The organism is Pseudomonas sp. TUM22785 (assembly GCF_028198105.1).
Lineage (GTDB): Bacteria > Pseudomonadota > Gammaproteobacteria > Pseudomonadales > Pseudomonadaceae > Metapseudomonas > Metapseudomonas solani.
Genome location: NZ_CP116239.1, coordinates 4,944,417 through 4,969,108, shown reverse-complemented (window position 1 = coordinate 4,969,108; position 24,692 = coordinate 4,944,417). Strand labels below are relative to the sequence as shown.

The 24,692-nt window shown below is 68.5% G+C and carries 19 protein-coding genes; 17 read left to right on the top strand and 2 right to left on the bottom strand.

The features are described 5' to 3' along the window. The first annotated feature begins 1 nt into the window (after position 1). The 6 genes from PI990_RS22420 to aldA all read left to right on the top strand — a co-directional run bounded on the left by PI990_RS22420 (position 2) and on the right by aldA (position 10,294). On the top strand, positions 2–1,639 hold the full coding sequence (locus PI990_RS22420) for a ShlB/FhaC/HecB family hemolysin secretion/activation protein (RefSeq protein WP_271658517.1): 1,638 nt from the start codon (positions 2–4) through the stop codon (positions 1,637–1,639). A gap of 29 nt (positions 1,640–1,668) precedes the next feature. Beyond that, positions 1,669–2,412, top strand: a complete 744-nt coding sequence (locus tag PI990_RS22415) for a SapC family protein (RefSeq protein WP_111264069.1) — start codon at positions 1,669–1,671, stop codon at positions 2,410–2,412. 268 nt (positions 2,413–2,680) lie between these two features. Next, positions 2,681–4,237, top strand: a complete 1,557-nt coding sequence (locus tag PI990_RS22410; protein ID WP_271658516.1) for a methyl-accepting chemotaxis protein — start codon at positions 2,681–2,683, stop codon at positions 4,235–4,237. Between the two features lie 256 nt (positions 4,238–4,493). Then, positions 4,494–6,014: an acetaldehyde dehydrogenase ExaC gene (gene exaC / locus PI990_RS22405; protein WP_271658515.1), complete on the top strand. Its 1,521-nt coding sequence runs from the start codon at positions 4,494–4,496 to the stop codon at positions 6,012–6,014. Between the two features lie 615 nt (positions 6,015–6,629). Then, the gene (locus tag PI990_RS22400; RefSeq protein WP_271658514.1) at positions 6,630–8,798 is read left to right on the top strand and encodes a PQQ-dependent dehydrogenase, methanol/ethanol family; all 2,169 of its coding nucleotides are present in this window, start codon (positions 6,630–6,632) and stop codon (positions 8,796–8,798) included. A gap of 59 nt (positions 8,799–8,857) precedes the next feature. Further along, on the top strand, positions 8,858–10,294 hold the full coding sequence (gene aldA / locus PI990_RS22395; RefSeq protein WP_271658513.1) for an aldehyde dehydrogenase: 1,437 nt from the start codon (positions 8,858–8,860) through the stop codon (positions 10,292–10,294). A 63-nt stretch (positions 10,295–10,357) separates the two neighbouring features. Here aldA and PI990_RS22390 read toward each other — a convergent pair whose 3' ends face one another. Next, positions 10,358–12,310, bottom strand: coding sequence for a sigma-54-dependent Fis family transcriptional regulator (locus PI990_RS22390; protein ID WP_271658512.1), 1,953 nt, complete (start codon positions 12,308–12,310; stop codon positions 10,358–10,360). 408 nt (positions 12,311–12,718) lie between these two features. On the opposite strand from PI990_RS22390, the gene pqqA reads away from it, so the two are divergent. From pqqA to PI990_RS22350, 8 genes are all read left to right on the top strand, one after another. Continuing rightward, the gene (gene pqqA, locus PI990_RS22385) at positions 12,719–12,790 is read left to right on the top strand and encodes a pyrroloquinoline quinone precursor peptide PqqA (protein WP_003243383.1); all 72 of its coding nucleotides are present in this window, start codon (positions 12,719–12,721) and stop codon (positions 12,788–12,790) included. 44 nt (positions 12,791–12,834) lie between these two features. Next, positions 12,835–13,749 carry a pyrroloquinoline quinone biosynthesis protein PqqB gene (gene pqqB / locus PI990_RS22380; protein ID WP_271658511.1) on the top strand — a complete coding sequence of 305 codons (915 nt, stop codon included), beginning with the start codon at positions 12,835–12,837 and terminating at the stop codon, positions 13,747–13,749. Between the two features lie 28 nt (positions 13,750–13,777). Further along, positions 13,778–14,530, top strand: coding sequence for a pyrroloquinoline-quinone synthase PqqC (pqqC, locus tag PI990_RS22375; RefSeq protein WP_043241948.1), 753 nt, complete (start codon positions 13,778–13,780; stop codon positions 14,528–14,530). Continuing rightward, a complete protein-coding gene (gene pqqD / locus PI990_RS22370; protein ID WP_043241947.1) occupies positions 14,527–14,805 on the top strand; it encodes a pyrroloquinoline quinone biosynthesis peptide chaperone PqqD in 279 nt (92 codons plus the stop codon). The genes pqqC and pqqD overlap by 4 nt, the downstream gene beginning before the upstream one ends. Next, entirely contained in the window at positions 14,777–15,940 is a 1,164-nt protein-coding gene (pqqE, locus tag PI990_RS22365; protein WP_271658510.1) for a pyrroloquinoline quinone biosynthesis protein PqqE, read from the top strand. Before pqqD ends, pqqE begins: the two co-directional genes overlap by 29 nt. Before the next feature lie 24 nt (positions 15,941–15,964). Then, positions 15,965–17,821, top strand: coding sequence for a S9 family peptidase (locus tag PI990_RS22360; protein ID WP_271658509.1), 1,857 nt, complete (start codon positions 15,965–15,967; stop codon positions 17,819–17,821). 140 nt (positions 17,822–17,961) lie between these two features. Next, positions 17,962–19,125: an alcohol dehydrogenase-like regulatory protein ErcA gene (gene ercA / locus PI990_RS22355; RefSeq protein ID WP_271658508.1), complete on the top strand. Its 1,164-nt coding sequence runs from the start codon at positions 17,962–17,964 to the stop codon at positions 19,123–19,125. Then, positions 19,109–20,788, top strand: a complete 1,680-nt coding sequence (locus PI990_RS22350; RefSeq protein WP_271658507.1) for a hybrid sensor histidine kinase/response regulator — start codon at positions 19,109–19,111, stop codon at positions 20,786–20,788. Before ercA ends, PI990_RS22350 begins: the two co-directional genes overlap by 17 nt. A gap of 12 nt (positions 20,789–20,800) precedes the next feature. Here the strand turns inward: PI990_RS22350 and PI990_RS22345 are convergent, their stop codons facing one another. After that, entirely contained in the window at positions 20,801–21,595 is a 795-nt protein-coding gene (locus PI990_RS22345; RefSeq protein WP_271658506.1) for a substrate-binding periplasmic protein, read from the bottom strand. A 478-nt stretch (positions 21,596–22,073) separates the two neighbouring features. Here PI990_RS22345 and modA point away from each other — a divergent pair, with 478 nt between their 5' ends. From modA to modC, 3 genes are read left to right on the top strand one after another with little or no spacing between them, the layout of a single operon-like run. Next, entirely contained in the window at positions 22,074–22,817 is a 744-nt protein-coding gene (gene modA / locus PI990_RS22340; protein ID WP_271661341.1) for a molybdate ABC transporter substrate-binding protein, read from the top strand. A gap of 21 nt (positions 22,818–22,838) precedes the next feature. Continuing rightward, entirely contained in the window at positions 22,839–23,519 is a 681-nt protein-coding gene (gene modB / locus PI990_RS22335; protein ID WP_021222624.1) for a molybdate ABC transporter permease subunit, read from the top strand. Positions 23,520–23,538: 19 nt separating this feature from the next. Beyond that, a complete protein-coding gene (modC, locus tag PI990_RS22330; RefSeq protein ID WP_271658505.1) occupies positions 23,539–24,627 on the top strand; it encodes a molybdenum ABC transporter ATP-binding protein in 1,089 nt (362 codons plus the stop codon). Positions 24,628–24,692 lie beyond the last annotated feature (65 nt).

Here is a 24,692-nt window from a genome sequence, read left to right as displayed (position 1 = left end):
CATGACCCGTCGCTGTTCCTGGCTGGTGCTGACGAGCCTGGCCGCCGGGCCGCTGCCGGCCCTGGCCGAAACCATCGCGCCGCAGGTGCCGGGGTTGGTGAACCCCAACCTGCAGCGCGAGCAGATCGAGCAGATCCAGCAGCAACGGCGTATCGAGGAGCGCGCACGGCGCACCCAGGTGCCGGCGTTGCGGGGCGAAGAGCCGGAGGACCAGCGGCTGCCGGAGGGTGGGGAACGCTTTGTCCTCTCCGGCATCGGCTTCAACGCCTCCGAGTACCTGCCGCGCGAGCAACTGGAGGCCATGGCGCGGCACTATGTCGGGCGCGAGATCGGCTTCGAGGACCTGAACCGCCTGCTCAGGGAGATCAACGAGCTGTACGAGGCGCGCGGACAACTGACGGCCCGCGCCTTGATCCCTGCGCAGGACCTGGAGGGCGGCCAACTGCGCATCGTGCTGGTGGAGGCCAAGGTCGACCAGGTTTCCTGGAAGGGCGGCCCGCGCCGGGTGGACGATGCATTCTATGATCGGCGCCTGCACGTCGAACCGGGCACGACCCTGGACAGCCCGGCCCTGATGAATGCCATCCAGCGCTTCAACGCGACCACGCCCGGCCCCCAGGTGACGGCAAGCCTGGCGCCGGGCGCACGGTTCGGCACCACAGCAGTCGAGCTGGAGGCCTTCGAGCCCGACAGCCTGCAATGGAGCCTGTTCGCCAACAACTACGGGAACGAGGGCACCGGCCGCGAGCAGTACGGCGGCAGCCTGACCTGGTTCTCGCCGACCGGGGCCGCCGACGCCCTCAACCTGTTGCTGGTGGCGACCTCCGGGTCGCAGTACGGCAGCGTGCGCTACAGCCGCCCGGTCAATCGCTGGAACGGTGTCGCCTATGGCGAGGTCGGCGGCAACAGCATGACGGTCGAGGAAGGCCCGCTGGCGTCGCTGAACATCGAGGGTGAGTCCAGGACCTGGACGCTGGGCTTCGACCAGCCCTGGTGGCTGGACGAGCACTGGGTCCTGCAGGGGGGCGTCGGCTACAACCAGCAGCGCTCCGAGAACACCATCGAGGGCTTCACCCTGAGCGAGGTGGATACCCGGGAAGGCTTCCTGCGCGGCCAGGTGGAGTACCGCTCCGCGCCCTGGTACCTGCGCTACGAACAGCGCGTGCGCCAGGCGCAGGTGGATAACGCCGTGAGCGGCGACGGCGGCAGCTATGGCCTGCTCAACGGGCAGGGCTACCTGTCGCGCGCGCTGGGCGAGCAGTACGAGCTGGTGGGGCGGTTCGGCTGGCAGTTCGCCAGTGACACCCAGGCGCTGCCGGCGTCGCTGTTCTACCAGTTCGGCGGCATCAGCAGCGTCCGGGGCTACGATCCCGGGGTGATCTCCTCGCCCCAGGGGGCGACGCTGAACCTGGAGGCCTGGTGGCGGCCAAGCGAACGCTGGCAGCCCTTCGTCTTCTTCGACTACGGCCGGGCCATGGAGCTCGGCATCGCCGACATCGACCTGCAGAGCGTGGGTGTCGGCCTCAACTTCAACTGGGGCCGGCACCTGAGCCTGAGCCTGGTCGCGGCGAACACGCTCAAGGATGTGGTGCCGGACCAGGACAGCGGACAGGTGCTGGCCCAGATTGTCCTGCGTTGACCCCTCAATCGATAGAACGGAGAACCAAGATGACCACGCTGTTGCTTTACAAGGATATCCAGGCCCTCAACCGCGAGCAGCACCAGGCGCTCAAGCTGCAGCAGTCGGAGAACTGCGACTTCGCCGCGTCCACCCACCTGGTGCCGGTCGCCGGCCTGGAGTTCTTCCAGGCGGCGCGCCATTACCCGCTGGTGTTCATCGGCGAGGGCAGCCAGGCCACGCCGATCGCGCTGCTGGGGCTGAAGGAGGGGCACAACGGCTACCTCGACGCCGAGCAGCGCTGGCAGGCCAACACCTACATCCCGGCGTTCATCCGCCGCTATCCCTTTGTGCTGGCCCAGGACGAAGCCAGCCACTTCACCGTCTGCTTTGACGCGGCGTTCAGCGGCTGGAGCGAAGAGCAGGGCAAGGACCTGTTCGACGCGCAGGGGCAGAACAGCGACTACCTCGACGAGATGATCCAGTTCCTGCAGAACTTCACCGCAGAGATGGAGCGGACCCGCACCTTCGTCGAGAAGCTGCACGCCCTCGACCTGCTCAGTCCACGTGCCATCAAGCTGTCCCATACCAGCGGCGAGAGCTTCGTGCTCAGCGATTTCCTGGCGGTGGATGAGGAGAAGTTCCTGGCGCTGGCGGATGAGCAGGTGCTGGACCTGCACCACAGCGGCTTCCTCGGCTGGATCTACGCGCACCTGATGTCCCTGGGCAATGCCAACCAGCTCTTCGACAACTACCTGAAGCGCCGCGAGCCCGCCGAGGTCGTGACCCACTGATGGTGTCGGCCGGCCGCCTGGCCTGGCGGCCGGCCGTCCCGCCAGGCCGGAGCGGCCGTTGCACCTGCGCGGAGCAACGCCGCGCTACTCCCCATGGCCAGGTCCATGCCACGCCTTTCGCCAGGTCGTACTAAGACTAAATGGCTAGGCGGCCAGGCTGTGCAGCCCCGCGGTGGAGGGATTTAATGCGGGCACTTATCAAAAGACACTGCCGGCCTCCACCCCTGCCGGGGAGGCGTCATCGGCCGGTGCTGCACGAGGTGCTCCGATGTCGTCGTCCCGCCTGCCCATCGCGCTCGCTTGCGCTCAATCCCTGCTCGCCACCGCCCTGCTGCTGGCCGTTCACCTGGCCGGGTTGCCCTGGCCCGTCGCGCTCCTGGGTCTGGTCGCGGCCTGTTGGCTGCCGTTGTTGTGGCGCCGGGCGCCTGTCGAGGCGCCGCAGCAGATGGGCACGGACATCGCCCGACTGACCCGCGAGCTGTCCTTCACCACCAGCCACAATGCGCTGTCCGCCGCCGGCGTGGCCTATTCGGTGAAGCAGCTGGGCGAGCGCCTGGAGTCGCAACTGGACGCCGCCGCGCGCATCGTCGCCAGTGCCGAGGTGATGATCGATACCGAAGAGACCACCACCCGCCTCAGCCACGAGGCCCAGGCTTCCGCCCGCGAGGCGCGGCAGAGCAGCGAGGCCGGGCGCGAGGTGTTGCGCAGCGCCATCACGCGCATGCATGCCCTCAACACCCGCGCCCGTGACAGCCGCGAGCTGATCGCCACCCTCAGCCAGCGCAGCGAGGAGATCCAGCGGGTGACCTCGGTGATCCAGTCGGTCGCCAGCCAGACCAACCTGCTGGCCCTCAATGCCGCCATCGAGGCGGCGCGGGCCGGGGAGCACGGGCGCGGCTTCGCCGTGGTCGCCGACGAGGTGCGCGGCCTGGCCGGGCGCACCGCCAGCGCCACCGAGGAAGTGGGGCAGATGGTCGCCGACATCCAGCGCCAGACCGCCGAGGTGGTGGCGCAGATCGAACACCTCTCCACCGAGCTGGACGAGGGCGTGGCCCAGGTGGAACTGACCGGCCAGCACCTGGAAAGCATCGCCGGCCTCGCGGTGGGCGTGGAGGCGCAGATCGGCGTCATCGCCAGCGGTGCCGAGACCAACCGCGAGCAGCTCACCAGCCTGTTCGCCGCCGTCGACCAGGTGCGCAGCGACCTGGGCATCAGCGACCAGCAGACCCAGCGCCTGGCCGAGGCGGCGGTGCAACTGGAGGGCCAGGCGGAGACCATCAGCGAGCGCCTCGCCGAAGTCGGCCTGGATGACTACCACCAGCGCGTCTACGACCTGGCGCGCGAAGGCGCCGAGCAGATCGCCCGGCGCTTCGAGGCGGACATCGAGCAGGGCAGGGTGGGGCTGGAGGATCTCTTCGACCGCCACTACCAGGCGGTGCCCAACACGGCGCCGCCCAAGTTCCGCACCCGCTTCGACAGCTACGCCGACCAGGTGCTGCCGGCGATCCAGGAGCCTTTGCTCAAGCGCCACGAGGGCCTGGTCTTCGCCATCGCCTGCACCCCCGAAGGCTACGTGCCCACCCACAACCAGGCCTTCGCCCACCCGCCCGTCGGCGATCCGCAGGTGGACATGCTGCGCAGCCGCAGCAAGCGCAAGTTCAGCGATCGCACCGGCATCCGCTGCGGCAGCCACCAGAAGCCGCTGCTGCTGCAGACCTACACCCGCGACACCGGCGAGCTGATGCACGACCTCTCGGTACCGATCTTCATCCGTGGCCGCCACTGGGGCGGCCTGCGCCTGGGCTACCGCCCCGAGCAGGGCTGAGCCTTGATGCAGGGCGGGTGAAACCCGCGATGGCCCGTGCGCGGGGGTGTCGGGTTGCACCCGACCTACGCGTCCCGTTCTCGGTGAACCCGCCGCAAGGCCGATGGCAGAGGCCTCGAACCGTCCGCCGCATCTACTACCAAATGAGTAAGGCATCGCTTCCATGGGGGCATTCCGGGGGCTCCGGGGCGCTGACTAAGATCGGCCCATCACCTGGCCACCCCAGCGCCAGGCTCCGACAAGAGAGGCCATCGTCATGATCTATGCGCAACCGGGTACCCCTGGCGCCGTCGTCACCTTCAAGCCGCGCTACGGCAACTTCATCAACGGCGAGTTCGTCGCGCCGCTGGCCGGGCAGTACTTCACCAACACCTCGCCTGTGAATGGCGAGGTGATCGCCGAATTCCCCCGCTCCGACGCCGCCGACATCGACCGTGCGCTGGACGCCGCCCACGCCGCCGCCGACGCCTGGGGCAAGACCTCGGTGCAGGACCGCGCGCTGATCCTGCTGAAGATCGCCGACCGCATCGAAGCCAACCTGGAAGTGCTCGCCGTCACCGAGACCTGGGACAACGGCAAGGCCGTGCGTGAAACGCTGAACGCCGACGTGCCCCTGGCCGCCGACCACTTCCGCTACTTCGCCGGCTGCATCCGTGCCCAGGAAGGCTCCGCCGCCGAGATCAACGAACACACCGCCGCCTACCACTTCCACGAGCCGCTGGGCGTGGTGGGGCAGATCATCCCGTGGAATTTCCCGCTGCTGATGGCCGCCTGGAAGCTGGCCCCGGCCCTGGCCGCCGGCAACTGCGTGGTGCTCAAGCCCGCCGAGCAGACCCCGCTGTCGATCATGGTGCTGGCCGAGATCATCGGCGACCTGCTGCCGCCGGGCGTGCTCAACATCGTCCAGGGCTTCGGCAAGGAAGCGGGGCAGGCCCTGGCCACCAGCAAGCGCATCGCCAAGATCGCCTTCACCGGCTCCACTCCGGTGGGCGCGCACATCATGCATTGCGCGGCGGAGAACATCATTCCGTCCACCGTCGAGCTGGGCGGCAAGAGCCCGAACATCTTCTTCGCAGACATCATGCAGGCCGAGCCGGCCTTCATCGAGAAGGCCGCCGAGGGCCTGGTGCTGGCCTTCTTCAACCAGGGAGAGGTGTGCACCTGCCCGTCGCGGGCGCTGGTGCAGGAGTCGATCTTCGAGCCCTTCATGGTCGAGGTGATGAAGAAGATCAAGGCGATCAAGCGCGGCGACCCGCTGGACACCGACACCATGGTCGGCGCCCAGGCCTCCGAGCAGCAGTACGACAAGATCCTCAGCTACCTCGACATCGCCCAGCAGGAAGGTGCCGAGCTGCTCGCCGGTGGCGCTTCCGAGCGCCTGGGCGGTGACCTCGCCAGCGGCTACTACATCCAGCCGACCCTGCTGAAGGGCCACAACAAGATGCGCGTGTTCCAGGAGGAGATCTTCGGCCCGGTGGTGGGCGTCACCACCTTCAAGGACGAGGCGGAAGCCCTGGCCATCGCCAACGACACCGAGTTCGGCCTCGGCGCCGGCCTGTGGACCCGCGACATCAACCGCGCCTACCGCATGGGCCGTGGCATCAAGGCTGGCCGCGTGTGGACCAACTGCTACCACCTGTACCCGGCCCACGCCGCGTTCGGTGGCTACAAGAAGTCCGGCGTCGGCCGCGAGACCCACAAGATGATGCTCGACCACTACCAGCAGACCAAGAACCTGCTGATCAGCTACGACATCAACCCCCTGGGCTTCTTCTGATCCCCGAGCCTGGAACGGCCCGCCGCCTGCGGGCCGAATCCCCTTGTCGACCATCAACCCCCGCGCAAGCTGCACACTCCGGCGGGCGGATGAGTGTCGAGCCACGGCCCTTCGGGGCCGTTTTTTTTGCCCGCCAGATCACCCCATCGCATGCACGATTCGTAGGGTGGATGACGCTCTTTTCATCCACCAGCGGTGTTGGTCGTTAAACACGGAGTCCCCGTAGGTTGGGCTGAGGTACGAAGCCCAACGTCGCAAGGCCGGGCATCGCTCCGTTGGGCCTCGCTGCGCTCGGCGCCAACCTACGGTTGCGTGTAGGCCGGCAACCACTATGTGGGGCTGGACGCCGCAATGGTGGATGGATGAAGCGTCATCCACCCTACGCCACGGGTTGCTCCCACGGCCCTGACACAGCTGTTCCACCTCTCGTTGCGCCTGTCCCGCACCTGCGACATGTGCCCGCCTGGCGAGGTTCGCGGTGCCTCTCCGATAAAACCGTCAAACCCTTCTGCCACGGGCCCTGCAGCCATCCAGCGCAACGCTGGCACAGCCATTGCGATAGGGCTGGGGCCGTGGCGCGAGGCTGCGGCCCTAATAAGAATCGGAGACCCACTGATGAAGCACATTGGCCTGCAATGCAGCGGAGGCTGGGAGCCGCCGCCCGCCGCCTCGACCCTCAAGCACCTGATCGCCGCCATCGCCCTGGGCGTGGCCTGTTCCTCGGCCGCGTGGGCGGCGGACGTGGACGGCAAGCGCATCATCGCCGCCGACCAGGAGCCCGGTAACTGGATGAGCCACGGGCGCACCTACGACGAGCAGCGCTACAGCCCGTTGAAGACCATCAACGACGGCAACGTCGGCAAGCTCGGCCTGGCCTGGAGCTACAAGCTCGACCTGGACCGCGGCGTGGAGGCGACCCCCATCGTGGTCGACGGGGTGATGTACACCACCGGCCCCTTCTCGGTGGTCTACGCGCTGGATGCGCGTAACGGCAAGCTGCTGTGGAAGTACGACCCGCAATCGGACCGCAACCGCGCCGGCGAGGCCTGCTGCGACGCGGTGAACCGTGGCGTGGCGGTGTGGAAGGACAAGGTCTACGTCGGCGTGCTCGACGGTCGCCTGGAGGCCATCGACGCCAAGACCGGCAAGCGCGTCTGGTCGGTGGACACGCGCAACGACAAGGCGCGCAGCTACACCATCACCGGCGCGCCGCGCGTGGTGAACGGCAAGGTGATCATCGGCAACGGCGGCGCCGAGTTCGGCGTGCGCGGCTACGTCACCGCCTACGACGCCGAGACCGGCAAGCAGGCCTGGCGCTTCTTCACCGTACCGGGCGACCCCAAGCTGCCGCCCGAAGACAAGGCCATGGAGATCGCCCGCAAGACCTGGCACGGCGACGCCTTCGTCGAGCAGGGTGGCGGCGGCACCGCCTGGGACTCGTTCGCCTTCGACCCGGAGCTGAACCTGCTCTACATCGGCGTCGGCAATGGTTCGCTGTGGGACCCGAGATGGCGCAGCCAGGCCAAGGGCGACAACCTGTTCCTGTCCTCCATAGTCGCGGTCAATGCCGACACCGGCGAATACGCCTGGCACTACCAGACCACCCCCGGCGATGCCTGGGACTTCACCGCCACCCAGCACATGATCCTGGCCGAGCTGCCCATCGAGGGTAAGCCGCGCAAGGTGCTGATGCAGGCGCCGAAGAACGGCTTCTTCTACGTCATCGACCGCGCCACCGGCGAGCTGCTCTCGGCCAAGGGCATCGTGCCGCAGAACTGGACCAAGGGCATGGACATGAAGACCGGCCGGCCCATCGTCGACGAGGAGAACGCCGCCTACTGGAAGAACGGCAAGCGCAACCTGGTGACGCCGGCCTTCTGGGGCGCCCATGACTGGCACCCGATGTCCTACAACCCCGACACCGGGCTGGTGTACATCCCGGCGCACATCATGTCGGCCTACTACGAGCACATCCCGGATGCGCCCAGGCGCAACCCGTTCAAGAGCATGTACCAGCTGGGTTTGAAGACCGGGATGATGCCCGAGGGCCCGGACGGCCTGCTGGAGATGGCCAAGACCTGGTCCGGCAAGCTGATCGCCTGGGACCCGGTGAAGCAGGAGCCGGCCTGGGAAGTGCCCTACGTCACCATCTTCAACGGCGGCACCCTGAGCACCGCGGGCAACCTGGTGTTCGAGGGCAGCGCCGATGGCCGGGTGATCGCCTACGCCGCCGACAGCGGCAAGAAGCTCTGGGAGCAGCCCGCTGCCAGCGGCGTGATGGCGGCACCGGTGACCTACAGCGTCGACGGCGAGCAGTACGTGACCTTCATGGCCGGCTGGGGCGGCGCCTTCTCCACCTTCGCCGGGGCCCTGTCCCTGCGTGCCGGCGTGCAGCCGTTCTCCCAGGTGCTGACCTACAAGCTCGGCGGCACCGCCAAGCTGCAGGAACCGGCCCCGCCGGCCGACGCCCCGGAGCCGCCGCCGCTGACCGCCAGCGCTGCGGATGTGGAGGCCGGCGCCAAGCTCTACGACGGCCACTGCTCGCAGTGCCACGGCATCCATGCGGTGAGCGGCGGCGTGCTGCCGGACCTGCGCAAGCTGACGAGCGAGAAGCACCAGATGTTCCTCGGCATCCTCTACGGCGGTCGCGTGCCCGACGGCATGCCGTCCTTCGCCGAGGCGTTCAACGCCGCCGAGGTCGAGCAGATCCACCAGTACCTGATCAAGCGCGCCCATGACCTGAAGCAGGAAGGCGACGCCTGGACGCGCTTCAGCGCCAAGTGATCCGCCGGGCGGGCCGGATGCCCGCCCGTTCCACTCCCTGAAAGCAAGCGAGAGCGACCATGACCGAGACCCCCCTCTACCAGAACTACATCGCCAACGCCTTCGTCGGCAGCGACCAGCACATCGAGGTGCACAACCCGGCCAACGCCGAGCTGCTGGCGCGGGTGCCGGAATCCCCCATCGAACAGGTGGAGCGCGCCATCGCCGCCGCCCGTGGCGCGCAGAAGGCCTGGGCCGCCAAACCGGCCATCGAGCGCGCCGGCTACCTGCGCCAGATCGCCACCAAGGTGCGTGCCAATGCCGAACGCCTGGCGCGGATCATCACCCGCGAGCAGGGCAAGGTCCCGGCGCTGGCGCGGGTGGAAGTCGACTTCACCGCCGATTACCTGGACTACATGGCCGAGTGGGCACGGCGCCTGGAAGGCGAGGTGCTGACCAGCGACCGGGTCAACGAACACGTGTTCCTGCTGCGCAAGCCGCTGGGCGTGGTGGCCGGCATCCTGCCGTGGAACTTCCCGTTCTTCCTCATCGCCCGGAAGATGGCGCCGGCCCTGCTGACCGGCAACACCATCGTCATCAAGCCCAGCGAAGAGACGCCGATCAACTGCTACGAATTCGCCCGCCTGGTGGCCGAGACCGACCTGCCCAGCGGCGTGTTCAACGTCGTTGGCGGGCGCGGCGCCAGCGTCGGCCACAGCCTCACCAGCCACGCCGGGGTGGACCTGATCAGCTTCACCGGCAGCGTCGGCACCGGCGCGCGGATCATGGCCGCCGCCGCGCCGAACATCACCAAGCTCAACCTGGAGCTGGGCGGCAAGGCCCCGGCCATCGTCCTCGCCGACGCCGACCTGGACCTGGCGGTGACCGCCATCACCGCCTCGCGGGTGATCAACACCGGGCAGGTGTGCAACTGCGCCGAGCGCGTCTACGTCGAGCGCAAGGTGGCCGACGCCTTCATCGACAAGATCGCCTCGGCCATGGCCGCCACCCGCTATGGCGACCCCTCCGAAAATGCCGAGCTGGACATGGGCCCGCTGATCAACCAGGCCGGCCTCGACAAGGTCGCGCAGATGGTGCGCACCGCCCAGGGCCAGGGCGCCCAGGTGGTGACCGGCGGCGCGGTGGCGGACAAGGGCAAGGGCTTCCACTACCAGCCCACGGTGCTGGCCGGCTGCAAGGCGGACATGGAGATCATGCGCAAGGAGATCTTCGGCCCGGTGCTGCCGATCCAGATCGTCGACGACCTCGACGAAGCCATCGCCCTGGCCAACGACAGCGAGTACGGCCTGACCTCATCCATCTACACCCGCAGCCTCGGCGCGGCGCTGAAGGCCAGCCGCGAGATCGACTTCGGCGAGACCTACGTCAACCGCGAGAACTTCGAGGCCATGCAGGGCTACCACGCCGGCACGCGCAAATCCGGCATCGGTGGCGCGGACGGCAAGCACGGGCTGTACGAGTTCACCCACACCCACGTGGTGTACATCCAGGAGTGAGGGGCGGGCGTGGCGGCGGTGTTCGCCGCCACGCCTGATCGCGAATGAATTCGCCCCTACGGATCAGAACATCTCATTGGGCTGGACGATGCCGTGCTTCTTCATCTTGCGGTACAGCGTGGAGCGGGAAATGCCCGAGGCCTCGGCCGCGGCGCTGATGTTCCAGCGGTGCTGGCGCAGGGTGGCCAGCAGGTGGCGGGCTTCGTCGTCGCCCAACTGGTCGGCGAGGCTGGCGGGCGCTTCGGCGCGGGGCGCGAGCGTGGCGGGGAGGGCGGCCTGATGCAGTTCGGCGGGCAGGCAGTCGCAGTCGATCACGCCATCCTCGGCCAGGGCCACCGCGTAGCGGAGGGCATTGAGCAACTGGCGGATATTGCCCGGCCAGGGATGGGCGAGCAGGCGCTGGCGGGCCGCTTCGTCCAGGCGCAGCCCCTCGGCGCCGGGTTGGGCGGCGAGCAGGGCCTCGATCAGCTCGGCGCGGTCGCTGCGTTCGCGCAGGGCCGGCAGGGAAAGGGTCATGCCGCTGAGGCGGTAGAACAGGTCCTCGCGGAACAGCTTGGCCTGGATCATCCCGGCCAGGTCCTGGTGGGTGGCGGAGACCACCTGCACATCCAGCGGCACCGGTGCTTCGGCGCCCAGGGGGAAGATCTCGCGCTCGGCCAGCACGCGCAGCAGGCGTGTCTGCAGGTGGGCGGGCATGTCGCCGATCTCGTCGAGGAACAGGGTGCCGCCGTTGGCCAGCTCCAGCTTGCCCTTCATGCCTTTCTTGCTGGCGCCGGTGAAGCTGCCGCCGCGGTAGCCGAACAGTTCGCTCTCGATCAGCGTCTCCGGGATCGCCGCGCAGTTGAGCGCCACGAAGGGCCCGGCACGCCGGGCGCTGGCCTGGTGGATGGCGCGGGCGAAGGCCTCCTTGCCGGTGCCGGTCTCGCCGGTGATGAGGATGGGGATGCCCTTGTCGATCACCTTGCGGATGCGCCGCACGCCCTGTTGCAACTGCGGGTCGCCGCCGCCCAGGCGTTCCAGATTGGGGTGCTCGCTGGCCGGTGTGCGCACCTGCGGAGCGGGCGTGGCGGGGCGCAGGTGCCCGGCGGGAATGCGCAGGCCGACGTCCACCAGCGCCTCGCCCTGCAGGGCGCGCAGGCGCACGCCACGGGCGCCGCCGCTGGTGAGGCTGAGCAGCTCATCGACGTCGGCCGGCAGCAGGCTGTCGATGCGCCGGCCGAGCAGGGCGCTGCCCTGGGTCTCTTCGTAGGCGACGAAGGCGGCGCGGTTGGCACCGATCACCCGGCCCTGTTCATCGAGGGCCAGCAGCTGTTCGTTGGCCAGGTCGGTGATGTCGTCACGGGGCTTGATGGCCAGGGTCAGGCGGTCGCGGTAGCTCTGGCGGAAGTGGGCGTTCTCGATCAATCGGGCGTACATGATCACCAGTTGCAGGGTCAGGTACTGCGCCTCCTTGGGCCCGTCGCTGTTCAGGCAGGTGGCGTTGAGGCAGCCGCGCAGGTGGCCCTGGGCATCGAAGATCGGCGACACCGAGCAGCTCAGCCGCGCATTGGAGGTGAGGAAGTGTTCCTGGCGGTGGATGGTCAGCGCCTGGCCGGCCGCCAGGGCGGTGCCGATGCCGTTGGTGCCGGCCACGGATTCATCCCAGCGGGCGCCGACGATCAGGCCGGACTGGGTGTAGAGGTCGCGCTCGGCGGGCAGGCGCGCATCCAGGGTGATGCCGTCCTCGTCGCTGAGCAGCACCGCGAAGCCGGCCTGCACCACACGGCGGGCGAGGCCGGTGACGCCCTGACTGGCGATGGCCAGGTATTCCTGGTGCTGGGCCTGGTGCTGGCGGATCTCGGCGGCGGTGAGGATGTTCTTCTCGCCGCGCCCGCGTGGGTTGAGGCGGTGCTGGGTGACGCTGCGGTACCAGGACTGGGCGATGAGCCCGTCGGGGCGGATGCCACGCCCGGAGAAATGGTGGTCGACGAAGGCCGCGAGTTCGCTGGCGCTGGTCTCCGAGGCATGCAAGGTCATAGGCACTCCCGTTGGCCGATGGTCGCCCCTGGGGGCGCGCCTCGGCGTCTTGTTGTTTTGGTCGAACCGGCAGCCCGGCCGGACGCTCCAACCATAGACCGCAGAGCAGTTGCCTGCAGTTATCCATCCGTCGGAGATGGCACGGATACAGCAAGGCACATGCCGAAAGCTTCAGTCGCCGCCGCAAGGCCCGGTCCAGGGCACTTCGTCGCCAGGCCGTGCCGTGTGGGGCGCGTGGGCAGCCGTCGCAGAAATGCGACAGCTGTAGCGGGCGGGCGCACAGCTGTCGCACGCACGCTACCAAATCAGGACCGGAACTCGTTCGAAAGTAGCATTCGGGGGTATCGGGCCTGGTGGTTAACTCAAACCTGCCGGAATTCTCCGGCGCCATAAGAAGAGGAACGACCCATGTGGACTAAACCCGCCTATACCGACCTGCGCATCGGCTTCGAAGTGACCATGTACTTCGCCAACCGCTGATCGTCCTTGCCCCGGTCCGCCGGGGCTTCCCGACAGGGGTTCCCATGCATATCCAGATTCTCGGCTCCGCCGCTGGCGGGGGCTTTCCGCAGTGGAACTGCAACTGCCGCAACTGCGCCGGCCTGCGCGCCGGCACCCTCAACGCCGAGGCGCGCACCCAGTCCTCCATCGCCCTGAGCGATGACGGGGTCAACTGGGTGCTGTGCAACGCCTCCCCCGACATCCGCGCACAGATCGAGGCCTTCCCGGCGTTGCAGCCGGCCCGGCGCCTGCGCGACACGGCCATCGTCGCGGTGCTGCTGATGGACAGCCAGATCGACCACGTCACCGGCCTGCTGACCCTGCGCGAGGGCTGCCCGCATTCGGTGTGGTGCACGGAGATGGTCCACCAGGACCTGACCAGCGGCTTCCCGCTGTTCACCATGCTGCAGCACTGGAACGGCGGCCTGGCCTGGAACCCCATCGCCCTGGACGGCGAGCCCTTCACCATCCCCGCCTGCCCGGGGCTGCGCTTCACCGCCATCGCCCTGCGCAGCAGCGCGCCGCCCTATTCGCCGCACCGGGGCAACCCGCACCCGGGTGACAACATCGGCCTGTTCGTCGAGGACCTGCGCACCGGCGGCTCGCTGTTCTACGCGCCGGGCCTGGGCCAGGTGGACGAGGCGCTGCTGGGCTGGATGCGCCGCGCCGACTGCCTGCTGGTGGACGGCACCCTCTGGCGCGACGACGAGATGCGCCTGTGCGAGGTGGGCGACAAGCTCGGCAGCGAGATGGGCCACCTGCCGCAGAGCGGCCCCGGCGGCATGCTCGAGGTGCTCGATGGCCTGCAGGACAAGCGCCGGGTGCTCATCCACATCAACAACACCAACCCCATCCTCGATGCCGATTCCGCCGAGCGCGCCGAACTGGACGCGCGCGGCATCGAAGTGGCCCGCGATGGCATGGCCATCCGCCTCTGAGCCGGTGGCGCATAACAAGGAGCTGTCCATGCAACAGACCGCCATGAGTCCCGAGCAATTCGAACAGGCACTGCGCGCCAAGGGCGCCTACTACCACATCCACCACCCCTTCCATGTGGCCATGTACCAGGGCCGCGCCAGCCGCGAGCAGATCCAGGGGTGGGTGGCCAACCGCTTCTACTACCAGGTGTGCATCCCGCTGAAGGATGCGGCGATCCTCGCCAACTGCCCGGACCGCGACACCCGCCGCGAATGGATCCAGCGCATCCAGGACCACGACGGCGCGCCGGGCGAGGCGGGTGGCATCGAGGCTTGGCTGCGCCTGGCCGAGGCGGTGGGGCTGGACCGCGAGCAGGTGCTGTCCCAGGAGCTGGTGCTGCCGGGGGTGCGCTTCGCCGTGGACGCCTACGTCAACTTCGCCCGCCGGGCCAGCTGGCAGGAGGCGGCGAGCAGCTCGCTGACCGAACTCTTCGCGCCGCAGATCCACCAGTCGCGGCTGGATGCCTGGCCCAGTCATTACCCCTGGATCGACCCGGCCGGCTACGACTACTTCCGCTCGCGCCTGTCCCAGGCCCGGCGCGATGTGGAGCACGGCCTGCGCATCACCCTGGCGCACTACCGCACGGTGGAGCAGCAGGCGCGCATGCTGGAGATCCTGCAGTTCAAGCTCGACGTGCTGTGGAGCATGCTCGACGCCATGAGCATGGCCTACGAGCTGGAGCGCCCGCCCTACCACACGGTGACCCGCGAGCGGGTCTGGCACCGGGGGCTGGGGCAATGAGCGAAGTGCTGCAATCGAAGACCCCGCAACTGCGCCGGGGCTTCCGCTTCCAGTTCGAACCGGCCCAGGGCTGCCATGTGCTGCTCTACCCGGAAGGCATGATCAAGCTCAATGAGAGCGCTAGCGAAATCCTCAAGCTGATCGACGGCCAGCGCAGCGTCGCCGCCATCATCGATGACCTCACCGGGCGCTTCCCCGATGTGCCGGGGGTGGACGAGGACATCCTCGCGTTCATGGAGGTGGCCAGTGCTCAGTTCTGGATCGAGTTGCGTTGAACCGCTTAGCCCGGCCCGCCAGCCCGGCCCACCTTTATGGCTGCTGGCCGAACTGACCTATCGCTGCCCGCTGCAGTGCCCGTATTGCTCCAACCCCCTGGATTTCGACCGCCAGGGCGCGGAGCTGTCCACCGCCGAGTGGATCGAGGTGTTCCGCCAGGCCCGTGAGCTGGGGGCGGCGCAGTTGGGATTTTCCGGTGGCGAGCCGCTGGTTCGCCAGGACCTGGCCGAGCTGATCCGCGCGGCACGCGGCATGGGCTATTACACCAACCTGATCACCTCCGGCATCGGCCTCACCGAGGCGCGTATCGCCGAGTTCGCCGAGGCGGGGCTGGACCATATCCAGATCAGCTTCCAGGCTGCCGACGAGGAGGTGAACAACCTGCTGGCCGGCTCGCGCAAAGCCTTCGCCCAGAAGCTGGCCATGGCCCGGGCGGTGAAGGCGGCGGGCTACCCGATGGTGCTCAACTTCGTCACCCACCGGCACAACATCGACAACATCGAGCGCATCATCGACCTGTGCCTGGAGCTGGAGGCGGACTTCGTCGAACTCGCCACCTGCCAGTTCTACGGCTGGGCCGAGCTCAACCGCGCCGGCCTGCTGCCGACCCGCGAGCAGTTGGAGCGCGCCGAGGCCATCACCAACACCTACCGGGACAAGCTGGCGGCCCAGAACCACCCCTGCAAGCTGATCTTCGTCACCCCGGACTACTACGAGGAGCGCCCCAAGGCCTGCATGAACGGCTGGGGCAACCTGTTCCTCGACATCACCCCGGATGGCACCGCCTTGCCCTGCCACAGCGCGCGACAGCTGCCGGTGCAGTTCCCCAGCGTGCGCGAGCACAGCATCCGCCACATCTGGCAGGACTCCTTCGGTTTCAACCGCTTCCGTGGCGATGCCTGGATGCCCGAGCCGTGCCGCTCCTGCGACGAGAAGGACCGCGACTTCGGCGGCTGCCGCTGCCAGGCCTTCATGCTCACCGGGGATGCCGCCAACGCTGACCCGGTGTGCAGCAAATCGGCGCACCACGGCATCATCCTCGACGCCCGCCGCCAGGCCGAGGAGGCGCCACGGGGGATGGGCGAGCTGGTGTTCCGCAACCCGGGCAATGCGCAGCTGATCGCCAAGGCCTGAGCCTTCGCCGCAGGAGGAATCCCGATGCCCATCGCCCCCTACGGCACCTGGCCCAGCACCTTCAGCGCCCTCGATGCGGCAGCGGCCAGCCGCGATTTCGCCGAGCTGAAACGCTGCGCCCACGGCCTGCTGTGGAGCCAGTTCGACCCGGCGGACGCGCGCACCACCCTCTGGTTGTGGCGCCACGGTGAGGCGCGCTGCCTGACACCGGCGGGCTTCTCCCTGCGCAGCCGGGTGCACGAGTACGGCGGCGGCGCCTTCTGCCCCACCGCCGAGGGTGTCGCCTTCGTCAACGAGGCGGACCAGCAGCTTTATCTCCAGCGCGTCGACGGCGCGCCTCGGCCACTGACGCGGCAGCCCGGCAGCCGCTTCGGCGACCTGCAATTCGACGCCCAGGGCGAAGCGTTGCTGGCAGTGGAAGAGCGTCACGGCGGTGAGGCGGTGCGCAACCGCCTGGTGAGCATCGCCCTGGCCGATGGCGCCCGCTCGGTGATTGCCGAGGGCGCCGACTTCTACGCCACCCCGGTGCTGGACGGCACCGGCCAACGCCTGGCCTGGATCGAATGGGACCGCCCCGAGCAACCCTGGACCGAGACCCGCCTGTGCAAGGCGCAGCGCGACGACAGGGGCAACTGGCAAGGGCACCGCGTGCTGGCCGGTGCCGCAGGCGGGGAATCCCTGCAGCAGCCGCGCTTCGCCGCCGATGGTCGTTTGCTGTGCCTGAGCGACCGCCATGGCGGCTGGCAACCCTGGGAGGAATCCACCCGGGGCTGGCGCCCGGTGGTGGGGTGTGCCGAGGCCGACCACGCCGCCGCGCCCTGGCAACTGGGCGCCTGCACCTGGCTACCGCTGGAGTCAGGTGGGCTGCTGTCGAGCCGCTTCGAGCAGGGCTTCGGCGTGCTGGCGGAGCAGGGCGGTGCGGGGGAGCGACGCCTGGCCGACGCCTTCAGCCGCTTCCGTGCCCTGGCAGCCGACGAGGCCCATTTCTATGCCATCGCCACGGCGCCGGACCGGCTGCCGGCGGTGATCGCCATCGACCGCGTGGGCGGTCGCGTCGAGATACTGGCCGGCGGCGAGCAACCGCTGGGCGAGGCGCAGCTGTCACGCCCCGAGCCCCTGGGCTTCGACAGCGGCCAGGGCGAGCGCGCCCATGGCTTCTTCTACCCGCCACGCCATGCCGAGGTGCGCGGCCCGGCCGACGAGCGCCCGCCATTGCTGGTGTTCATGCATGGCGGGCCGACCTCGGCCTGCTACCCGCAGTTCGACCCGCGCATCCCGTTCTGGACCCAGCGCGGATTCGCCGTGCTCGACCTCAATTACCGGGGCAGCAGCGGCTACGGCCGCGCCTACCGCCAGCGCCTGCGCGGGGAGTGGGGGCGCATCGAGGTGGAGGACGCCTGCGCGGCGGTCGCCCACCTGGCCGCCGCCGGGCGCATCGACGGCGCGCGGGCCTTCATCCGTGGCGGCAGCGCCGGTGGCTACAGCGCCTTGCTGGCCCTGGCCGAGGGCCGCAACTTCCGCGGCGGCGCCAGCCTCTACGGCGTCAGCGACCCGCTGGCGCTGCGCCGGGTCACCCACAAGTTCGAGGCCGACTACCTCGACTGGCTGATCGGCGACCCCGACCTCGACGCCGACCGCTACCGCCAGCGCACCCCGTTGCAGCGCCTGGCGGACATCGAGGCGCCGCTGATCTTCTTCCAGGGTGGCCGCGACGCCGTGGTCGTCCCCGCGCAGACCCACGCCATGGTCGACGCCCTGCGCCAGTTGGGCCGCGAGGTGGAGGTGCACCTCTATCCCGACGAAGGCCACGGCTTCCGCCAGGCCGCCAACCTCGCCCATGCGCTGGAGACGGAGTACGGGTTCTACCGGAGGTTGCTCTGATCGCATGGCGATGGGGTGGGATGCTCACAAGCACTGAAGCGGGCGACTCGCAATCGGCTGGCACCCATTGGTCGGATTGAAAACGTCCCTGATTCCAGTAGTCTGCTTCCCATCCCATAACAAGAACGATCAGGCGGATCATGCGCCACGACATCAGCCAACTGCGTAAATTCGTGTCCCCCGAAATCATCTTCGGCGCCGGCTGCCGGCATAACGTCGGCAACTACGCGAGCACCTTCGGTGCGCGCAAGGTGCTGGTGGTGTCCGACCCCGGTGTGCTCGCCGCCGGCTGGGTCGCCGATGTGGAGGCCAGCCTGCAGGCCCAGGGCATCGACTACTGCCTGTTCACCCAGGTCTCGCCCAACCCGCGTGTTGAAGAGGTGCGCCTGGGGGCGGATTTCTACCGCAGCGAGGGCTGCAACGTGATAGTTGCGGTGGGCGGCGGCAGCCCGATGGATTGCGCCAAGGGCATCGGCATCATGGTCGCCCACAACCGCTGCATCCTCGAGTTCGAGGGGGTGGACACCATCCGCGTGCCGAGCCCGCCGCTGATCCTCATCCCCACCACCGCCGGCACCTCGGCGGACGTGTCGCAGTTCGTGATCATCTCCAACCAGGCCGAGCGGATGAAGTTCTCCATCGTCAGCAAGGCGGTGGTGCCGGACGTGTCGCTGATCGACCCGGAAACCACGCTGAGCATGGACCCCTTCCTCTCCGCCTGTACCGGCATCGATGCGCTGGTGCACGCCATCGAGGCGTTCGTGTCCACCGGCAGCGGGCCGCTCACCGACACCCACGCGCTGGAGGCCATGCGCCTGATCAACGGCAACCTGGTGCAGATGATCGCGACGCCCGACGACATCGCCCTGCGCGAGAAGATCATGCTCGGCAGCATGCAGGCGGGGCTGGCCTTCTCCAACGCCATTCTCGGGGCGGTGCACGCCATGTCCCACAGCCTCGGCGGCTTCCTCGACCTGCCCCATGGCATGTGCAACGCGGCGCTGGTGGAGCATGTGGTGGCCTTCAACTACAGCGCCGCGCCGGAGCGCTTCCGCATGGTGGCCGAGACACTGGGCATCGACCCGCGCGGGCTCAACCACAACCAGATCCGCCAGCGCCTGGTGGAGCACCTGATCGCCTTCAAGCAGTCGGTGGGCTTCCACGAGACGCTGAAGCTGCACGGCGTTTCCACCTCCGATATCCCCTTCCTGTCGCGCCATGCGATGGAGGACCCCTGCATCCTCACCAACCCGCGCGAGTCGAGTCAGCGGGATGTCGAGGTGGTGTATGCCGAGGCCCTCTGAGGAGCAGCGCCAGGCGCTGCTCGGGCTGGGTAGCCATTCGGCGCGCAAGAGCCATTACCCCGAGCTGCTGAGCCGCCTGGAAGAGCTGGAGACCGAGCGCAACCGCTACAAGTGGCTGTTCGAGCACGCGGTGCACGGCATCTTCCAGGCCAGCCTGCAGGAGGGCCTGCGCGCGGCCAACCCGGCGCTGGCGCGGATGCTCGGCTACGACTCGCCGGAGCAACTGCTGTGGTCGCTGACCGACCTGGCCAGCCACCTGTTCGTTGGCGGTGAGGCGGAGCTGGTGCACATCCGTGCCGAGCTGCAGCGCCAACAGGGGTTGATCGGCTACGAGACGCGCCTGCGTCGCCAGGATGGCAGCCATGTGGACGTGCTGATGAACCTGCTGCTGAAGCCGGACGAGGAGGGGCTGTTCGAAGGCTTCGTCGCCGACATCACCGAGCGCATCCTCGCCCAGCAGCGCCTGCAGACCCTCAACGACGAACTGGAGCAGCGGGTGGCGGCGCGCACCCTGGAGCTGCAGACCCTCAACGGCCAGCTGCGCGAGGCGCGGGACGCCGCCGAGGCTGCCAACCAGAGCAAGGACAAGTACCTGGCCGCCGCCAGCCATGACCTGCTGCAGCCGCTGAACGCCGCGCGGCTGCTGGTTTCGACCCTGCGCGAGCGCAGCCTGCCCGGCGCCGAGCAACTGCTGGTGGAGCGCACCCACCTAGCCCTGGAAGGCGCCGAGGACCTGCTCACCGACCTGCTGGAAATCTCCAAGCTGGACCAGAGCGCGATCCGCCCGGACATCGACGCCTATCGCCTGGACGAGTTGCTGGCGCCGCTGGCCTCGGAGTTCCAGAGCGTTGCCCAGTCCGCCGGGTTGCAGCTGCGCGTGCACATTCCCAAGGGGCTGGCGGTGAGCACCGATATCCGCCTGCTGACGCGCATCCTGCGCAACTTCCTCAGCAATGCCTGCCGCTACACCGAGCGCGGCCGCGTGCTGCTGGGCTGCCGCCGCCGGGGCGACCAGGTGCGGCTGGAGGTGTGGGACAGCGGCCGGGGCATTCCGGCGGACCAGTTGCAGGCGATCTTCCTCGAGTTCAACCAGCTGGACCGTGGCCGCGCCGCCGAGCGCAAGGGCGTGGGCCTGGGGCTGGCCATCGTCGATCGTATCGCCGGCATCCTCGGCTGTCCCATCGGCGTGCGTTCGCAGCCGGGGCGGGGGTCGGTGTTTTCCATCGAGGTGCCGTTGGCGGAGGTGCTGCCGGCGCGCCGCGAGGATGCCCCCGTGCGCCCGCAGACCGGCGACCCGCTGCCGGGCCGGCGCCTGCTGGTGCTGGATAACGAGGCGAGCATCCTCCACAGCATGGCCGCGCTGCTAGGCCAGTGGGGTTGTGAGGTGGTGACCGCGCCCGACCTGGAGAGCGCCCTGGGCAACCTGGGTGGCGTCGCGCCGGAGGCGATCCTCGCCGACTACCACCTGGACCACGGCGTGACCGGCTGCGAGGTGGTGCAGGCACTGCGCGGGCAGTTCGGCCGGGCCATTCCGGCGGTGATGATCACCGCCGACCGCAGTGACGAGTGCCGGCGCAACCTGCAGGCCCTTGGCGCGCCGCTGCTGAACAAGCCGGTGAAGCCGGGCAAGCTGCGGGCGGTGTTGAGCCAGTTGCTGCTCTGACCCCGAGTGGGGTCAGTTGCCGTGCGGGGTGGCGGCCAGGACCTGCTTGAGCTGGGCCTGGTAGTCGGCCGATTCGCGCTGGCGGGCGACCTCGTCCCAGATGGCGTGGGCGAGGGTGGGGTTCATGTCCATCAAGCGGTTGGACAGCATCAGGTAGTAGTCCTTCTGCTCCAGCGGCACGGGGCGTTTCTCGATGCCTTCGCCGAGGTCCGGGTGGCTGGCCAGGAGCTGATCGGCGCGCAGGGTCTGCATGGCGGCGGCTTCGAAGCGGTGGCCGTGGAGCATGCGCAGCAGGGCCAGTGGGTCGCGGCTGGTTTCTTCCACGTCCAGGCCGTGGGCCTTGAGGAAGTCGATGATGGAGAAGCCGCTGAGGGACGCGACCCGGCCCTGGATGCCCGTGAAGGTGTTGCCGTCCCAGTCGGCCTGGCTGCCGCGCAGGCGGTACAGCGAGTAGGAGGCGCTGTGCAGGCGCTTGTCGGTATCCAGCGAACCATCAGCGCGGTACGGGTAGTGGCCCATGACCTGGCGCTCGGCCTTGAAGGAGGAGGCGAAGGCGCCGTCGTACTGGCCCCGGGCGAGGCCGTCGAGGCAGCGCTTCCAGGGCATCGGCTGGCGTTCGATGGTCAGTTTCAGGGCGCTCTGCACGCGGTCGAACAGCGCCTGGTTGAGGCCTTTGTCGTCGAGCATCACCCAGGGCCAGGAGTCCTGGTCCTCGTAGCAGAACACCAGCTTCGCGGGTTCGGCTGCCTGGGCCTGAAGGGCGAGGAAGCAGGCGAGGATTAAGGTGATGGGCTTGATCGGTGACATGGTGGCTCTTTCCGGGCAGGCGCCAGGGAAGTGTAGTCAGGCCACCGTGGCCGTCCGCTGGCGGGCGCATTTCTAGCATGATGGCAAAGCGCCGTCTCTGCTCCTCGGGTGAACTTGAGAACCCGGTCAGGATCGGGACGGGGGAGGCGGATGAACGGGGGCGGGGCGGGTACAAAAATGGCCGCAAGGGGCGGCCATGAGGTTTCCGCGGCAGGGGAGGCGGAGGCGATAGCGGCGCGGGGAGGGCGGGGCGGCGCCGGACTTTTCCGTCATGGCCATGTGAGCCGCGTGCGGCGTCAGATGGGGGCTGGTCCCTCAGCCGCAGCCAGTGTCGCCGGCCCGTGTTGCAGGCCTGTGACGGGCGCGAAGAAAATTTTATTCGCTGTATAGTTTTATACATAGCGAAGGGGTAGAGTCGGCTCCCGCTTCACGCGCTGCTCAACCTCACACAAAAACAAAGGAGTGCTCCATGGGTCACATGTCCCGTCTGTTCATCGCGCTTGCTGCCTGCACCACCGCCAACCTGGCTATGGCCCAGGACGTCCAGGTCGCGGTCGCCGCCAACTTCACCGCACCGATCCAGGCCATCGCCAAGGACTTCGAGAAAGACACCGGCCACAAGCTGGTGATCGCCACCGGTGCCACCGGCCAGTTCTATGCGCAGATCAAGAACGGCGCGCCATTCGAAGTCTTCCTCGCTGCCGACGACAGCACCCCGGCCAAGCTGGAGAAGGAAGGCGACACCGTTGCCGGCACCCGCTTCACCTACGCCGTCGGCACCCTGGCCCTGTGGTCGGCCAAGGACGGTTACGTCGACGCCAAGGGCGAGGTGCTGAAGAAGAACGAATACAAGTACCTGTCCATCGCCAACCCGAAAGCCGCGCCCTACGGCCTGGCCGCTACCCAGGTGCTGGAGAAGCTGGGCCTGACCGCCCAGGTCAAGGGCAAGCTGGTGGAAGGCCAGAACATCACCCAGGCGCAGCAGTTCATCTCCAGCGGCAACGCCGAGCTGGGCTTCGTCGCGTTGTCGCAGATCTACAAGGATGGCAAGGTGACCGGCGGCTCTGCCTGGATAGTGCCGGCCGAGCTGCATGACCCGATCAAGCAGGACGCGGTGATCCTCGCCAAGGGCAAGGACAACGCCGCCGCCAAGGCGCTGGTCGACTACCTGAAGGGCGACAAGGCCGCAGCGGTGATCAAGTCCTACGGCTACGCGCTTTGAGTTGAATGAGGGAGCGGTGCGATGCCACTGAGTGGTGACGACTGGGCGGCGATCTGGCTGACCCTGGAGCTGGCGACCCTGACCACGGCCCTGTTGCTGCTGGTGGGAACGCCCATTGCCTGGTGGCTGGCACGCACCGACTCCTGGCTGAAAGGTCCCGTGGGGGCGGTGGTGGCATTGCCGCTGGTGCTGCCGCCCACGGTGATTGGCTTCTACCTGCTGGTGAGCATGGGCCCCCACGGTTTCATCGGCCAGTTCACCCAGTCCATCGGCCTGGGTACCTTGCCCTTCACCTTCGCCGGGCTGGTGGTGGGGTCGGTCTTCTATTCGCTGCCCTTCGTGGTGCAGCCCCTGCAGAACGCCTTCGAGGCCATGGGCCCGCGCCCGCTGGAAGTGGCGGCCACCCTGCGCGCCAGCCCCTGGGACAGCTTCGTCACCGTGGTGCTGCCACTGGCCCGACCGGGCTTCGTTACCGCCTCCATCCTCGGCTTCGCCCATACGGTGGGGGAGTTCGGCGTGGTGCTGATGATCGGTGGCAACATCCCGGAGAAGACCCGGGTGGTGTCGGTGCAGATCTTCGATCACGTCGAGGCCATGGAGTACGCCCAGGCCCACTGGCTGGCCGGTGGCATGGTGGTGTTCTCCTTCCTCATACTGCTGGCCCTGTATTCCAGCCGGCGCATGCGGCCGGGCTGGACCTGACCCCAAGGACCCTCGCGGCATGAGTCACGACATACGTGCGCGCCTCTACCTGGCCTGGCCCGGCTTCGAGCTGGACGTGGACCTCGCCCTGCCCGGGCGTGGCGTCACCGCGCTGTTCGGCCATTCCGGTTCCGGCAAGACCAGCCTGCTGCGCTGCATCGCCGGGCTCGAACGCAACGCCCGCGGGCGCCTGGAGATCAACGGCGAGACCTGGCAGGACAGCGAGCGCGGGCTTTTCGTGCCCACCCACAAGCGCGCCCTGGGCTACGTGTTCCAGGAGGCGAGCCTGTTCGAGCACCTGTCGGTGCGGCGCAACCTGGCCTACGGCGAGAAGCGCATCCCCGTCGCCGAGCGGCGGGTGAAGCTGGAGCAGGCCGTGGAGTTGCTGGGCATCGGCCATTTGCTGGAACGCATGCCGGCGCGCCTGTCCGGTGGCGAACGCCAGCGCGTGGGCATGGCCCGGGCGCTGCTGACCAGCCCCCGCCTGCTGCTGATGGACGAGCCCCTGGCAGCGCTGGATGGCAAGCGCAAGGCGGAGATCCTGCCGTACCTGGAGCGCCTGCATGACGAACTGGATATCCCGGTGCTCTATGTCAGCCACTCGCCGGACGAGGTGGCGCGGCTGGCCGACCACCTGGTGCTGATGGATGAGGGCCGGGTGCTGGCCAGCGGGCCCCTGGGCGAAACCCTGGCACGGCTGGACCTGCCCACCGCGTTGGATGATGACGCTGGCGTGGTGGTGGAAGGGCGGGTGATCGGCCATGACCCGGAGTACGACCTGCTCAGCCTCGGCCTGCCGGACAGCGGCCTGAGCATGCGCGTGGCCCACGCCCCGGCGGAGCACGGCCGGCGCGTGCGCTTCAAGGTGCGCGCCCGGGATGTGAGCCTGAGCCTGCAGCGCCAGGCGGACAGCAGCATCCTCAACCTGCTGCCGGCGACGGTGCGCGAGGAGATTCCTGCGGACAACGCCGCCCATGTGCTGGTGCGCCTGGATGTGGACGGCACGGCGATGCTGGCCCGCATCACCCGCTATTCCCGCGACCAGCTCGGCCTGCACCCGGGCCAGCAGCTGTGGGCGCAGATCAAGTCGGTGGCGCTGCTGGCCTGAGGTGCTTCGCAGGGGGAGGGCGGTGTTCCGAGAGCCCGGCGGAACCTCGCGGATGATGGGTTTCG